14 protein-coding genes are annotated in these 13,683 nt (G+C 65.0%); 5 read left to right on the top strand and 9 right to left on the bottom strand.

Annotation, left to right across the window (positions count from 1 at the left end; all coding sequences use genetic code 11):
- Positions 1 to 63: 63 nt before the first annotated feature.
- The 5 genes from ACQKOE_RS10420 to ACQKOE_RS10440 are packed head-to-tail and all read right to left on the bottom strand — an operon-like array spanning position 64 to position 3,914.
- Positions 64 to 801, bottom strand: coding sequence for a SufD family Fe-S cluster assembly protein (locus ACQKOE_RS10420; protein ID WP_427512732.1), 738 nt, complete (start codon positions 799 to 801; stop codon positions 64 to 66).
- Entirely contained in the window at positions 798 to 1,541 is a 744-nt protein-coding gene (gene sufC, locus ACQKOE_RS10425) for a Fe-S cluster assembly ATPase SufC (RefSeq protein ID WP_427512937.1), read from the bottom strand. Before sufC ends, ACQKOE_RS10420 begins: the two co-directional genes overlap by 4 nt.
- Before the next feature lie 2 nt (positions 1,542 to 1,543).
- Positions 1,544 to 2,035, bottom strand: a complete 492-nt coding sequence (locus ACQKOE_RS10430) for an endonuclease domain-containing protein (RefSeq protein WP_427512733.1) — start codon at positions 2,033 to 2,035, stop codon at positions 1,544 to 1,546.
- Positions 2,032 to 3,507, bottom strand: a complete 1,476-nt coding sequence (gene sufB, locus ACQKOE_RS10435) for a Fe-S cluster assembly protein SufB (protein WP_427512734.1) — start codon at positions 3,505 to 3,507, stop codon at positions 2,032 to 2,034. The genes ACQKOE_RS10430 and sufB overlap by 4 nt, the downstream gene beginning before the upstream one ends.
- Complete coding sequence (locus ACQKOE_RS10440) at positions 3,504 to 3,914, bottom strand: SUF system Fe-S cluster assembly regulator (RefSeq protein ID WP_427512735.1); 411 nt, start codon at positions 3,912 to 3,914, stop codon at positions 3,504 to 3,506. Before ACQKOE_RS10440 ends, sufB begins: the two co-directional genes overlap by 4 nt.
- 340 nt (positions 3,915 to 4,254) lie before the next feature.
- Here ACQKOE_RS10440 and ACQKOE_RS10445 point away from each other — a divergent pair, with 340 nt between their 5' ends.
- From ACQKOE_RS10445 to ACQKOE_RS10460, 4 genes are all read left to right on the top strand, one after another.
- Positions 4,255 to 5,286 carry a quinone-dependent dihydroorotate dehydrogenase gene (locus ACQKOE_RS10445; RefSeq protein WP_427512736.1) on the top strand — a complete coding sequence of 344 codons (1,032 nt, stop codon included), beginning with the start codon at positions 4,255 to 4,257 and terminating at the stop codon, positions 5,284 to 5,286.
- 9 nt (positions 5,287 to 5,295) lie between these two features.
- On the top strand, positions 5,296 to 7,014 hold the full coding sequence (gene ggt, locus ACQKOE_RS10450; protein WP_427512737.1) for a gamma-glutamyltransferase: 1,719 nt from the start codon (positions 5,296 to 5,298) through the stop codon (positions 7,012 to 7,014).
- A gap of 104 nt (positions 7,015 to 7,118) precedes the next feature.
- Complete coding sequence (locus ACQKOE_RS10455) at positions 7,119 to 8,927, top strand: AMP-dependent synthetase/ligase (RefSeq protein WP_427512738.1); 1,809 nt, start codon at positions 7,119 to 7,121, stop codon at positions 8,925 to 8,927.
- A complete protein-coding gene (locus ACQKOE_RS10460) occupies positions 8,924 to 10,108 on the top strand; it encodes a CaiB/BaiF CoA transferase family protein (RefSeq protein WP_427512739.1) in 1,185 nt (394 codons plus the stop codon). The genes ACQKOE_RS10455 and ACQKOE_RS10460 overlap by 4 nt, the downstream gene beginning before the upstream one ends.
- A 70-nt stretch (positions 10,109 to 10,178) precedes the next feature.
- Here the strand turns inward: ACQKOE_RS10460 and ACQKOE_RS10465 are convergent, their stop codons facing one another.
- The 4 genes from ACQKOE_RS10465 to ACQKOE_RS10480 form a co-directional block, all read right to left on the bottom strand.
- Complete coding sequence (locus tag ACQKOE_RS10465; RefSeq protein WP_374590946.1) at positions 10,179 to 10,376, bottom strand: hypothetical protein; 198 nt, start codon at positions 10,374 to 10,376, stop codon at positions 10,179 to 10,181.
- 111 nt (positions 10,377 to 10,487) lie between these two features.
- Positions 10,488 to 11,015, bottom strand: a complete 528-nt coding sequence (locus tag ACQKOE_RS10470) for a hypothetical protein (protein ID WP_427512740.1) — start codon at positions 11,013 to 11,015, stop codon at positions 10,488 to 10,490.
- Positions 11,016 to 11,081: 66 nt separating this feature from the next.
- Complete coding sequence (gene thiS / locus ACQKOE_RS10475; protein ID WP_427512741.1) at positions 11,082 to 12,071, bottom strand: sulfur carrier protein ThiS; 990 nt, start codon at positions 12,069 to 12,071, stop codon at positions 11,082 to 11,084.
- Between the two features lie 25 nt (positions 12,072 to 12,096).
- On the bottom strand, positions 12,097 to 12,483 hold the full coding sequence (locus ACQKOE_RS10480) for a MerC domain-containing protein (protein ID WP_427512742.1): 387 nt from the start codon (positions 12,481 to 12,483) through the stop codon (positions 12,097 to 12,099).
- Between the two features lie 123 nt (positions 12,484 to 12,606).
- Between ACQKOE_RS10480 and ACQKOE_RS10485 the strand changes: the two genes are divergently transcribed.
- Entirely contained in the window at positions 12,607 to 13,662 is a 1,056-nt protein-coding gene (locus ACQKOE_RS10485; protein WP_427512743.1) for a COX15/CtaA family protein, read from the top strand.
- Positions 13,663 to 13,683 lie beyond the last annotated feature (21 nt).

The raw sequence follows: 13,683 nt of genomic DNA on the forward strand, positions 1-13,683 counted from the left end.
CCGCCCCTCCACCAGCTTCGCTGGTCCCCCTCCCCGGTTCGGGGAGGAATGGGCTGGCCTTGTTCACACCAGCCTCCCCAGCGCGCCCAGTGCGGCTTCGAGCAATTGCTCTTCCTCAGCCGCACCGACAAAGGCCTCGGCCACAAAGGCCTGGAGCATCAGCTTCTTGGCTTCCTGCGGCGGCAGCCCGCGCTGGGCCATGTAGAACAGGGCCTGCGCGTCGAGTTCACCGACCGCGCAGCCGTGGGCGCACTTCACGTCGTCGGCATAGATTTCCAGTTCCGGGCGGGCATTGGCCGTGGCCGTCCGGTCGAGCAGCATGGCTCGCACCGATTGCTCGCCATCCGTGCCGTCCGCGCCCTTGGCCACGAGCACCTTGCCCAGATAGTTCACCGTCGACCTGGCCGAAGCAACCGAGCGGACCACCTGCCGGCTGACCGCATCAGGCGCGGCGTGCGTCACTTCGGTCACGATCTCCAGCGTCTGGCCCGCGCCGGCCAGCTGCGCCGCGCCAAAGGTAAACTCGGCCCCCGCGCCAAGCGTGACGCGCACAGCAAAGCGGCCATAGGATTCGCCGGCATCCAGCAGGTGCAGGGCATATTTTGCCCCGTCGCCGAGGACGATTTCCAGATCGCGCGCAACCGGACTGTTGCCCGTGTGCAGTATGGCAAGCGCTCCTTCCTCGCCCGCGCCCAGCACGATCCGTTCCGGCGCGATCGGCCACAGCGGCTCCAGCGCGGCGAGGTCCGCATAGCGGTAATCCTCGCTCTTGCGGGTGGGGAGGGCGAGTGCCTGCGTCACGCTGCCACCGCCTCGTAACCGCGCTCTTCCAGTTCGAGCGCGAGTTCCGGTCCGCCCGTCCTGACGATACGGCCTGCCGCAAGGACGTGGACGAAGTCCGGCTTCACATAGTCAAGCAGGCGCTGGTAGTGGGTGATCAGCAGCACGGCCTTGTCCGGCGCGCGCATGACCGCATTGATCCCCTCGCCCACGATCCGCAGCGCGTCGATGTCGAGTCCGGAGTCCGTCTCGTCGAGGATCGCCAGCTTCGGATTGAGGATGCCCATCTGGACCATTTCCGCGCGCTTTTTCTCGCCGCCGGAAAAGCCCAGGTTCACCGGGCGCTTGAGCATGTCCATGTCCATCTTGAGCAGCGCGGCCTTTTCCCGCGCGAGCTTGAGGAACTCGCCGCCGGACAGCGGCTCTTCGCCACGGCTGACCCGCTGGGCATTCAGGCTTTCGCGCAGGAACTGGACGAAGGAGACACCCGGAATCTCGACCGGGTACTGAAAGCCCAGGAACAGGCCGGCCGCAGCACGCTCGTGCGGTTCCAGTTCCAGCAGATCCTGCCCGGCGAACTGGACCGAACCGTCGGTCACTTCGTAACCGGGCCGCCCGCCAAGCGTGTAGCCCAGCGTCGACTTGCCCGCGCCGTTCGGCCCCATGATCGCGTGGACTTCGCCCGGGTTGATCGACAGCGACAGGCCCTTGAGGATCGGCTTGTCGGCAACGGTGGCGTGAAGATTTTCAATGCGAAGCAGGGTCACCGGCTATATCCTTGGCGAGCGGAAGGTGCGGGGCGGGCGCGGCCACGGGCGCGGCGCTCTTCCCAGCGCGCCTTCATCGCGGCGATTACGGTTGTAACGACGGCGTCGGGGTCGGCCAGGACCTCGGCGGCGGGAAAGCGCAGCAACTGGATGCCCACGGCTTCCAGGCTCTTGTCACGGCGCGCGGTAATGGCCGGATCGCCGCCTTCGTCGATGGAAACGGCCACTTTCAGCGGCTGGCAGGCGAAATCGACGATCGCCGAACCGATCACGACCTGGCGGTGCAGGCGATACTTGCCCAGTTCCTGCGCCGCGAACTTTTCCGCCAGCAGGGCATGGGCAGGGGTCGGCTCGCGCTTCATCGCGCGGGCCATTTCGTGAATCGCGTCCAGCCGCTTTTCACCAATGTTCCAGCCCCGCCCGCGCTTTTGCAGCGGCGGCGCTTCGGTGCGCTCTTCGAGCGGGCGGACGGTGAGAGTCTTTTTCATCCAACGCTTCCTTCAAGCGAAATACCCAGCAGCTTCTGCGCCTCGACCGCGAATTCCATCGGCAGTTGCTGCAGCACTTCCTTGGCAAAGCCGTTGACGATCAGGGCCACGGCGGCTTCCTGGTCCAGCCCGCGCTGCATGGCGTAGAACAGCTGGTCGTCGCTGATCTTGCTGGTGGTCGCCTCATGCTCGATCTGGGCGCTGGGATTGCGCACTTCGATATAGGGCACGGTATGCGCGCCGCATTCCTTGCCCAGCAGCAGGCTGTCGCACTGGGTGAAGTTGCGCACGCCTTCCGCCCCGGCGGCCACGCGGACCAGCCCGCGATAGGTGTTCTGGCTTTTGCCCGCGCTGATCCCCTTGGACACGATGGTGGAGCGGCTGCCCTTGCCGTTGTGGATCATCTTGGTGCCGGTATCGGCCTGCTGGTAATTGTTGGTCACCGCAACCGAGTAGAACTCACCCACCGAATCCTCGCCGTTGAGGACGCAGGAGGGATACTTCCACGTGATTGCCGAGCCGGTTTCGACCTGGGTCCAGCTGACCTTGCTGCGCTTGCCCTGGCACAGCGCGCGCTTGGTCACGAAGTTGTAGATTCCGCCCTTGCCCTCGGCATCGCCGGGATACCAGTTCTGCACGGTCGAATACTTGATCTCGGCATCGTCGAGCGCGACGAGTTCGACCACCGCGGCGTGAAGCTGGTTTTCATCGCGCTGCGGCGCGGTGCAGCCTTCCAGGTAGGAAACATAGCTGCCCTTGTCGGCCACGATCAGGGTGCGTTCGAACTGGCCGGTGTTTTCCGCATTGATGCGGAAATAGGTGCTCAGCTCCATCGGGCAGCGCACGCCTTCGGGGATGTAGACGAAGGTGCCATCGGAAAAGACCGCGCAGTTGAGCGCGGCGAAATAGTTGTCGTGCATCGGCACGACCTTGCCCAGCCACTGCTTGACCAGGTCGGGGTATTCGCGGATCGCCTCGCTGATCGACAGGAAGATCACGCCGGCCTTTTTCAGCTCTTCGCGGAAGGTGGTGGCGACGCTGACCGAATCGAACACGGCATCGACGGCAACCTTGCGCGCGCCTTCCACCCCGGCGAGCACTTTCTGCTCTTCCAGCGGAATGCCCAGCTTCTTGTAGACTTCCAGGATCTCAGGATCGACCTCGTCCAGGCTGGCCAGCTTGGGCTTCGCCTTGGGCGCGGCGTAGTAATAGGCGTCCTGGTAATCGATCGGCGGCACGTTCAGCTTGGCCCAGTCCGGCATCGGCATGGTCTGCCAGTGGCGGAACGCCTTGAGCCGCCAGTCGAGCATCCATTCCGGCTCGTTCTTCTTGGCCGAAATGAACCGCACCGTGCTTTCGTCCAGCCCCTTGGGCGCGAACTCCTGCTCGATATCGGCGGACCAGCCGTGTTCGTAATCGGCAACCTTGGCCGCCGCATCGCGCGCGGCCTGGTCCTTCACCGCATCGCTCATTGCGCGCCTCCGGAAAGTTGAGTCAGGGAAACGCCGGCCAGAGCCCCGCGCATGGCGGCGTTCACCACCGGCCAGTGCGGCTTGACCGAGCAGCAGGCGTCGAGCGAGCAGCTTTCCCGCTCCTGGTCGATGCAGGTGGTCAGGGCGATGGGGCCTTCGACCGCTTCGACAATGTCGGCCAGCGTGATTGCCGCCGCCGGACGCGCCAGCTTAAGCCCGCCCCCCGCGCCGCGGGAAGAACGCAGCAGCCCCGCTGCGGTCAGGCGGCTGACCAGCTTCTGCACGGTCGGTGCCGGAAGGCCGGTTTCATCCGCCAGTTGCGCGGCGGACACGCGCGCGCCGCCGCAATGCCGGGCGGCGGCAGTCATGGTGACAACGGCGTAATCGGCCATGCTGGACAAGCGCATGGGCAAAGGCTCCCGCAAATCGGATTGATTCGTTCCGGTTTCCCCTAGGCGCAACACGCGGCGCATGCAATCGTGCCGAGCAAATCGATCAGCAGCGGCGGAATCCGGGCAAAAAAGAAGCGACTCCCGGACATGCCAGAGAGTCGCTTTTTGAAGTTAAGGATCTCGATATGGCATGTGCCACGAGTCCTTCGGGTCGCACGAGTTCATTACGAATTCGCAACGACATATCATTGTACAGAATCGACAAGATGGCGCTTGGTGAAAGGTCCGGAATGGATTGAAATCGATTTTCATCGCAAGAATCGACAGCGCGGCGCTCCGCTGTCATAGGCGCGCCATGGTCTATTCGCTGTTTCGGCCCGCCCTGTTCCTGATTGACCCCGAGTCGGCCCACGGCCTGTCCATCGCGGCGCTGAAAGCCCTGCCGCTGCATGGAACGGACCGCTGCGACGGGCCGCTGGCCACCGAAGTGGCCGGGCTGCATTTTCCCAATCCGCTGGGCATGGCGGCCGGTTTCGACAAGGACGCCGAAGTGCCGGACGCGCTGCTGGGCCTGGGTTTCGGCTTTGCCGAAGTCGGCTCGATCACGCCGCTGCCGCAGGCCGGCAACCCGCGCCCGCGCCTGTTCCGACTGGCGAAGGACCAGGCGGTGATCAACCGCATGGGCTTCAACAATGGCGGCGCCGAACAGGCGGTGGAACGGCTTGCGCGGCGGCATGGCAAGCCGGGGATCGTCGGGATCAATATCGGCGCGAACAAGGATTCAACCGACCGGATTGCCGATTATGCGACGATGGCGCGGCTGATGGCTCCGCTCGCCAGCTATCTCGCGGTCAACGTCTCCAGCCCCAACACCCCCGGGCTGCGCGCCTTGCAGGACGAAGGCGCCCTGACCGCCCTTCTCGACGCGGTCCTGGCGGCGCGGGGCAGCGCGCAGGTTCCGGTCTTCCTGAAAGTGGCTCCCGATCTGGAACCGGCAGACATTGACGCGATTGCCCGCATCGCGATCGACAAGCAGCTGGGCGCGCTGATCGTGTCCAACACCACGATTTCCCGTCCGCCCCTCGCTTCAGCCGATGCAGGCGAGGCAGGCGGACTGTCCGGCGCGCCGCTGAAGCCGCTGGCGCTGCAACGCGTCCGCGATTTCCGCAAGGCGACCGGCGGCCAGGTACCCCTGGTAGGCGTCGGCGGCATCGCCACGGCTGAGGACGCGTGGGAGCGAATCCGCGCCGGGGCCAGCCTGGTCCAACTTTACAGCGCCATGGCCTATGCCGGGCCGGGCATTGCCCGCAAGATTGTCCATGGGCTTGAGCGGCTTATGAAACGCGATGGTTTCGCCACCATTGCCGAGGCGGTCGGAAGCGAATAGCAAGGGGGAATGACTCCCCGCCTGATCACGCTACTCGCCGCAGCCGCAACGCTTTCGGGCTGCACCATCATCCCCAGGACGGTCGAACCGCCGGCCGCTGCGCTCTATGAAGCCGGCATGGTCAGCGCCGCCGATCCGCGCGCATCCGAAGCGGGGGCGCAGATGCTGCGCCAGGGCGGCACGGCAACCGATGCCGCCATTGCCACGATGCTGGCCCTGACCGTGGTCGAGCCGCAAAGCTCCGGCATCGGCGGCGGCGGCTTTTACGTCGCGGCCAATGCCCGGGGCGAAGTGGAAACCATCGACGGGCGCGAGACGGCACCAGCCGCCGCCCATCCGCAATGGTTCTACAAAGACGGCGTTCTGCTCAAATTCCCGGAAGTGGTGCCCGGCGCAACCAGCGTTGGCGTTCCGGGCAACATTGCGCTCGCCGCAAAGGCCCATGCCGCGCATGGCCGCCTGACCTGGGCCGCCCTGTTCGCTCCGGCGATCAAACTGGCACGCGAAGGCTTTGCCATCACCCCGCGCCTGCATGCCATGCTGAAAAGCAATGCCAAGGTCGCCGGTTTCTCGGCGGAAGGCCGCGCCATGTTCTTCGGCGCGGACGGTCAGCCGCTGCCGGTGGGAACCGTGGTCAAGAACCCGGCGCTGGCGGATTCGCTCCAGATGTTTGCCGATCAGGGCGCCAAGGCTTTCTACACCGGCCCCAATGCGCGGGCCATCGTCACCAAGGTCACTACGGCACCGGTCAATCCCGCGCCGATGACCGAGGCCGACATTGCCGCCTATGCCGCGAAGGACCGCGCCGCGGTTTGCGGCACCTACCGCGCCTATCGGGTCTGCTCGATGGGTCCGCCCAGTTCCGGGGCGACCACGCTGCTGGCCACGCTGATCCAGCTTGAGCGGTTCGACATGAAGGCCCTGGGCAAGGACAATCCGGTTTCGTGGCACCTGATCGCGGAAAGCCAGCGGCTGGCCTATGCCGACCGCGCGCGCTTTGCCGCCGATGCCGATTTCGTGACCGTGCCGGTGGCGGGAATGATCGACCGCAAGTACCTGACCGGCCGCTCGGCCCTGATCAGCCAGAGTGGTTCCATCGCCAAGGCCGTCGCGGGAACCCCGCCGGGAGCCGAAAAGCTGACCTTTGCCCCGTCGTCGCAACTGGCGGAGAATGGCACTTCGCACTTTGCGGTCGTGGACCGGGCGGGCAATGCCGTGTCCTATACCTCGACCATCGAAAGCGCGTTCGGATCGGGCATCGTTGCGGGCGGCTATTACCTCAACAACGAGCTGACCGACTTTGACATGAACCCGCAGCTGAATGGCCGCCTGGTCGCCAACCGGGTCGAAGGCGGCAAGCGTCCGCGCAGTTCGATGACACCTGCCCTGGTCTTCGGGCCCGACGGACGCTTGCGGCTGGTAGTCGGCGCGGCGGGCGGGGCCACGATCCCGGCCCAGGTGATCCGCGCCGTGATCGGGGTGATTGACTGGGATCTGCCGGTTCAGCAGGCACTCGCCCTGCCGGTGCTGTTCGCGCCGGGGACGGAAACCGTCTATGTCGAACAGGGCTCCTGGCTGGAAGGCATGATCCCGGCGCTGAAGGCCTTGGGCCATGCCGATGTCCAGCCGCGCGCCCTGCCGCTCAAGGCCAATGCCATCGAACTGCGCGGCAGCCAGCCCTGGGGCGCGGCGGACCCGCGCAGCGAAGGCAAGGCAATCCGGGAATAGCACCTGACCAGAGGGGTAGAGCAGCTTGAAGGCCGCTTGCCCCTCGCCGCAAGGCAGCTTAACCAAGCAGGCGGGAACAGGATGTGCTGCAAAAGGGGCCGTGCGTGGTTGATATTTCTGACCTGCCAAACACCAGGAATCTGGTCGAACTCTTGCTGAACCGTGCCGACGCGAAGGGCAATGCGCCCTTCCTGTGGGCCAAGCACGGCGGGGAATGGCAAACGCTCAGCTGGGCAGAAGTGACCCGGCAGGTCTGCTGCCTGGCCGAAAGCCTGCGGGCCATGGGGCTGAAGGACGGGGACCGGGTGATGCTGGTTTCCGAAAACCGCCCGGAATGGTGCATTGCCGATTTCGCGATCATGGCGGCGGGCTGCATCACGGTGCCGGCCTATGTCACCAATACCGAGCGCGACCACTTGCACATCCTGGAGGATTCCGGCGCCAGCGCGGTGATCGTCGCCAATGACAAGCTGTCCAAGCCGCTGATCGGCGCGCTGCATCGATCGGGCAAGGCGCGGCACGTGATCGGCATCGATCCGCTGCGCATCACCCAAGCGAGCAATTTCGAATACCACCTCTGGACCGACCTGATCGCGGGCGAGGGCAAGGAACAGCGAGCGAAGGTCCAGGCCCGGATCGCCCAGATCGGCCGTGAAGACACCGCTTGCCTGATCTATACCAGCGGCACCGGGGGAGCGCCGCGCGGGGTGATGCAGCACCACGGGGCGATCCTGATGAACGCCGACGGCGCGGCGCGCATCCTGTCCGAGGATTTCGGCCTGGACGATGACGAGGCGTTCCTTTCGTTCCTGCCGCTCAGCCACGCCTATGAACATACCGGCGGGCAGATGCTGCCGATCTCGGTCGGGGCGCAGATCTATTATTCCGAAGGGCTGGAAAAGCTGGCCAGCAATATCGAGGAGACGCGCCCGACCATCATGGTCGTGGTCCCGCGCCTGTTCGAAGTGCTGCGCACCCGGATCATGAAGCAGGTGGAAAAGCAGGGCAAGGTCGCCAACTTCCTGATGGACCGCGCAATGGGCATCGGGGCAAGCAAGGCCGCCGGACGCGGCCGTTGGCGCGACAAGCCGATGGACCTGCTGCTGGACCGCACGCTGCGCCCGAAAATCCGCGCGCGCTTTGGCGGGCGGATGAAGGCGATGGTTTCGGGCGGCGCGCCGCTCAGCCCGGAAGTGGGCGTGTTCTTTGAATCGATGGGCCTGACCATGCTGCAAGGCTATGGCCAGACCGAGGCCGGACCGGTGATCAGCTGCAACCGCCCCCGCACCGGCCTGAAAATGGACACGGTCGGCCCGCCGCTCCACGGGGTTGAGCTCCGGATTGCCGAGGACGGAGAAATCCTGGTCCGGGGCGAGCTGGTCATGCACGGCTATTGGCGCAACGAGGCAGAGACGGCCAAGGCGCTGCAGAATGGCTGGCTGCACACCGGCGACATCGGCCACCTGGACGAAGCCGGACGGCTGGTCATTACCGACCGCAAGAAGGACATGATCGTCAATGACAAGGGCGACAACATCTCGCCCGCGCGGGTCGAAGGCCTGCTGACCCTGCAACCCGAAATCGGCCAGGCGATGGTGGTGGGGGACCGCCGCCCCTATGTGGTCGGGCTGATCGTGCCCGATACCGAATGGGCGATCGAATGGGCCCAGGCCAATGGCGAAAAGTTCGACATGAAGGCGCTGCAAGACCTGCCCGCTTTCCGCTCCGCCGTGCGCGCCGCGCTGGACCGGGTGAACCAGGACCTGTCGGTGATCGAAAAGGTCCGCCAGTTCACCTTTGCCGACGAACCCTTCACGATCGACAATGAGGAACTGACTCCCAAGCAATCGATCCGCCGCCACAAGCTCAAGGCCCGCTACGGCGAACGGCTGGACGCGCTGTACAAGGGATGACGGCGACCGGGCCACAGGGGATGCTGGAAGGCATCCGGGTGCTGGATCTGACCAGCGTGGTATTCGGTCCCTATTGCACGCAGTTGCTGGCCGATCTGGGCGCGGAAGTGACCAAGGTGGAAACGCCGGGCATCGGCGATCCGTTTCGCTGGTCCGGACCGGCTCCGGCCAGTCCCAACATGGCGCCGGGGTTCATGGCGCTCAACCGGGGCAAGCGCTCCGTCGCGCTGGACCTGAAATCCGCCACCGATCAGCAGGTCATGCGCGGCCTGCTGGAACAGGCCGATGTCTTCGTGGTCAACGTGCGCGGCAAGGCGCTGGAGCGGCTGGGGCTGGATTACGAAGCGGTGCGGCAGATCCGCCCGGATATCGTCTATGTCCACTGCGTCGGGTTCGGACAGGATGGGCCCTATGCCGACCTTCAGGCCTATGACGACGTGATCCAGGCCGCGACCGGCACGGCTACGCTGCTGCCGCGCGTTGATGGCGATCCCCGGCCGCGTTACTTGCCCTCGCTGATTGCCGACAAGGTAGCCGGGCTGCACGCCGCCTATGGCGCGCTGGCAGCCATCGTCCACCGCCAGCGGACCGGTGAGGGTCAACTGGTCGAAGTGCCGATGTTCGAGGCTTTTTCCAGCTTCATGCTGCTGGAGCACCTGGGCGGGCAGACCTTCGACCCGCCCGTTGGCCCGGCTGGCTATCCGCGCCAGATCGATCCGCTGCGCCAGCCTTTCCCGACGGCGGACGGGCATATCAGCATCGTCATCTATACCCACGACGCCTGGGACCGGGTGTTTGCATTGCTCGGCGCGGCGGACTTCATCGCGCAGGAGCGCTTCAACGTGCCGGGCGGACGCGCGCAGCACCAGGACGAGCTTTATGCCAGGCTGGCAGAGCTGACTCCGCAGATGACGACCGAGGAATTGCTGAAACAGTGCCACGCGGCACAATTGCCGGCCCAGCCGGTGCGCGACCTGTCAGAAGTGATCGAAGATCCGCATTTGAACGCGACCAGCTTTTTCCGCCGCCGCGCGCATCCCAGCGAGGGAACCTATATCGAGCAGGCCCAGCCGGTGCGGTTCGGGGCGCAGGTGCGCCGCGATCTGGCGCCGCCGCCCAATCTTGATGGGGATGGCCCGGCTATCCGCGCGCAATTCGGGCAGAACGGTCCGGACAAATAAAAAGAGCCGGGGCGGCAGTGGTCCACACCCGCCAGCCCCAGCCCTTTGATCGCTTGCGCGATGCTTTTGCTTACTTGGCTTCTTCGGCCGGAGCAGCAGCAGCGTCGGTCGCAGCAGCAGCGTCTTCCGAAGCAGCAGCCGAAGCGTCGACAGCAGCAGCGGTTTCTTCAGCAACGGCGGTTGCTTCTTCAGCCGGCTTTTCACCACCGCAAGCGGCGAGGGCGAGCGAGCCAGCAGCAACGGCTGCGAACAGAGCAATCTTCTTCATTGGGAATCCCCTTGTGTTAACCCTTGCCCGCCTTGGGCGAGCAGGGGGCGGTTTGCCCGCTAAATCGACGCTTGTCGATTCTGAAAATAACATGAATGCGTATTCCGGGGCCTAAGCGGCCTCTTTTTCCACCCATTCCGGGTAAAAACAGGGCGCTTTCAGCGACCAGCCGGGGGCAGTCGCCGCCGCTTCGCTGATCGATTGCAGCAGGTGCTTGCGCTTTTCGGGGCGGATTTGCGGCAATGCGGCGGCCCCGCAGAAGGCGGAAGGCAGGAACGGACGCACTTCCGGACCCAGCAAACGCTCGTAAAGAAAGCGGAATGCGGAAAATGTGGACAACCGTTCCTGCGCCAGATCGAAAGCGGCAATGCGGATCAGTTTGCCGATGAATTCCTCGAGGTGGTCAAAGCCCTTCTCACCCGGAACGGCCCCGCGCAAAGCATCCAGTTCGGCATAGATCGCGTATTGTGCGCGGATCGACAGGGTCTCCGGGGCATTGCGAGCCCAGACGCGCAGTGCATCCTGCCGACCCAGCCCGATATCCAGGCTGCGGCGGATATAGCGCTGCTCGCAGGCGGAAAAGCTGGCGAACTCGCGCAGTTCGGCAATGGTCAGTGATGCAGTCCCGATCTCAGCCATGATCTTGTCCCTATTGGTCCGAACAAGATCAACATAAGTTGGTAACTATCCCGTTAACCAACAGGGCTAAATCAAGCCTGCCAGCGGGCTTGAGGGATCTGCGTACTTGCGGGTAGCCATTCGTCCGGAAAGATAGGCATCACGTCCGGCCTCGACCGCAAGCTTCATGGCGCGGGCCATGCGGATCGGATCCTTCGCCTCGGCAATGGCGGTGTTCATCAGCACCCCGTCACAGCCCAGTTCCAGCGCGACGGCGGCATCGCTGGCGGTGCCAACGCCGGCATCGACCAGGACCGGGACGCTGGCCCCTTCGACGATCAGGCGAACGGTCACGCGGTTCTGGATACCCAGGCCCGAACCGATTGGCGCGCCCAGCGGCATGACCGCCACCGCGCCCGCGCTTTCCAGCTGCTTGGCGGCGATTGGATCGTCGACGCAGTAAACCATCGGCAGGAAGCCCTCGTTCGCGAGGACTTCGCACGCCTTCAGCGTTTCGCGCATGTCGGGATAGAGAGTGCGCGCTTCGCCCAGCACTTCCAGCTTGACCAGGTCCCAGCCGCCCGCCTCGCGCGCCAGGCGCAGGGTACGGATTGCATCTTCGGCAGTGAAGCAGCCCGCCGTGTTGGGCAGATAGGTGATCTTCTTCGGGTCAATGTAGTCCGTCAGCATCGGTGCCTTGGGGTCGGACACGTTCACCCGGCGCACCGCCACGGTCACGATTTCCGCGCCCGAAGCCTCCACCGCCGCGGCATTCTGGGCAAAGTCCTTGTACTTGCCGGTACCGACAATCAGGCGCGAGCGGAAGGTGCGGCCCGCGACGGTCCAGCTATCGTCGCTGGCTTCGCCTTGGCCTCCGCCGACGAAATGGACGATTTCCAGCACGTCGCCATCGCCCAGCGCCACCTCGCCCAGGGTCGAGCGGGGCACGATCAGGCCGTTCCGCTCCACGGCGACTTTGCCGGGGTCAAGCTCAAGGCTGCGGACGAGATCGGCGATGGAGCCCGCATTGGCGCGGCGCGGTTCACCATTGAGGGTGATGGAAAGCTGGGCAGTCATGCCCTGCCAAATAGCAATCGCCTGCTCAATCGCAAGTTGCGCAGTTGCTCAGCCGCAAGTTGCGCAAGTGCGCCCAGGCGAGCAGCGAGACGCCGCCGATGGTCAGCACCGCTTCGGACGCTCCGTGACCGACCGCCAGAGCTACGACCATAAGGCCCAGGCCCAGCGCACCAATCTGGAGCGGACGGGGATCGCCGTGGCGGGCTATTCCGATTGCCAGGGTAATCCCGCCAATCACGATGGCCAGGGCCAGCCCGATGCGGTGGATCGAAGGAGCGAACAGGAATTCACCCCCGACGCCCAGGCCCGCCACCAGCAGGATTCCGGCCAGGCAATGCAGCGCGCACAGCGCGGAGAGCAGAATGCCCATCCGGTCCAGGCGATTGCGAATCATGGCAATGGCTGCGCGCATGGATCACGATATATGTTATAGTGTAACATCCTTCAAGCCTGCATCGCCTTGCCTGCTTGAGGATCGCACCTGTTCGTTGGAACAGGCTTGCGCTTTTGCGCGGGGGACAGCACTAGCGCGGTCATGACCAAGCCGGATTCACGCGTTTCCGCCCCCCGCCCCCTTGCCCTTGCCCGGTGGCTGCTGTTCGTTGCCGGGCTGGTGATCGTGATGGTGGTGGTTGGCGGCGTAACGCGCCTCACCGAATCCGGTCTTTCCATTACGGAATGGAAGCCGATCACCGGCACGATCCCGCCACTGACGGAATCGCAGTGGCAAAGCGAATTCGAAGCTTACCAGCGCATTCCGCAGTACACCCAGGTCAACGGGCCGGCGGGGATGACGCTGGACGATTTCAAGTACATCTTCTTCTGGGAGTGGTTCCACCGCCTGCTGGGCCGGATCATCGGCTTGGCCTTTGCGCTGCCGCTGGCCTGGTTCTGGATCAAGCGCGCGATCCCGCAGGGTTATCACTTGCGCCTGCTCGGCTTGCTGGCGCTCGGCGGCCTGCAAGGGGCAGTGGGTTGGTGGATGGTCAAGTCGGGCCTGACCAACGACGTGAAGGTCAGCCACCTGCGCCTCGCGACGCACCTCTCGCTGGCGCTGACCACGCTGGCCCTGCTGGTCTGGACCGCGCTGGATCTGCGCGCCCATGCGAGGGGTGAGCCCCGCTCTCGCCTGACCGGTTTTGCCGCAATTGCGGTGCTGGGTCTGGGCGTGCAGCTGTTCTATGGCGCGCTCGTCGCAGGACTGCGTGCCGGCTATGTGGCCGGTGCGGGCTGGTTTGAATGGAGCGCCTGGCCGCTGATGCAGGGCAAGCTGTTTCCGGCCGGTGTCGACCTGGCGAAAGGCGCGCTGCATGCCATGGTGGCAGACCCTTACCTGGTGCACTTCATCCACCGCTGGTGGGCCTGGGTCGTCGTTGCCCTGCTCGTGGTGCTATCCCGCAAGCTGCGTCCGCTAGAGCGGCGCGCCTCTCTGGCGATCCACACCGCATTCGGCACGCAGATCCTGCTGGGCATCGCGACGATCTGGAGCGGAATGGCGATCTGGCTTGCCGCGCTGCACCAGTTGACCGGCGCTCTCCTGCTTGCATCGACGGTCTGGGGGGCGCACATCCTGGGCCGCCAGCACCGCTAGACCGGATGGGGCAGGCCTATT

The sequence above is a fragment of the Novosphingobium sp. NPDC080210 genome, assembly GCF_050281025.1.
Classification (GTDB): domain Bacteria; phylum Pseudomonadota; class Alphaproteobacteria; order Sphingomonadales; family Sphingomonadaceae; genus Novosphingobium.

Coding starts and splice junctions, on each gene's coding strand:
- ACQKOE_RS10430 (WP_427512733.1), bottom strand. CDS start 2,035: ATGAAAAAGACTCTCACCGTCCGCCCGCTCGAAGAGCGCACCGAAGCG.
- sufB (WP_427512734.1), bottom strand. CDS start 3,507: ATGAGCGATGCGGTGAAGGACCAGGCCGCGCGCGATGCGGCGGCCAAG.
- ACQKOE_RS10440 (WP_427512735.1), bottom strand. CDS start 3,914: ATGCGCTTGTCCAGCATGGCCGATTACGCCGTTGTCACCATGACTGCC.
- ACQKOE_RS10445 (WP_427512736.1), top strand. CDS start 4,255: ATGGTCTATTCGCTGTTTCGGCCCGCCCTGTTCCTGATTGACCCCGAG.
- ggt (WP_427512737.1), top strand. CDS start 5,296: ATGACTCCCCGCCTGATCACGCTACTCGCCGCAGCCGCAACGCTTTCG.
- ACQKOE_RS10460 (WP_427512739.1), top strand. CDS start 8,924: ATGACGGCGACCGGGCCACAGGGGATGCTGGAAGGCATCCGGGTGCTG.
- ACQKOE_RS10465 (WP_374590946.1), bottom strand. CDS start 10,376: ATGAAGAAGATTGCTCTGTTCGCAGCCGTTGCTGCTGGCTCGCTCGCC.
- ACQKOE_RS10470 (WP_427512740.1), bottom strand. CDS start 11,015: ATGGCTGAGATCGGGACTGCATCACTGACCATTGCCGAACTGCGCGAG.
- thiS (WP_427512741.1), bottom strand. CDS start 12,071: ATGACTGCCCAGCTTTCCATCACCCTCAATGGTGAACCGCGCCGCGCC.
- ACQKOE_RS10480 (WP_427512742.1), bottom strand. CDS start 12,483: ATGCGCGCAGCCATTGCCATGATTCGCAATCGCCTGGACCGGATGGGC.
- ACQKOE_RS10485 (WP_427512743.1), top strand. CDS start 12,607: ATGACCAAGCCGGATTCACGCGTTTCCGCCCCCCGCCCCCTTGCCCTT.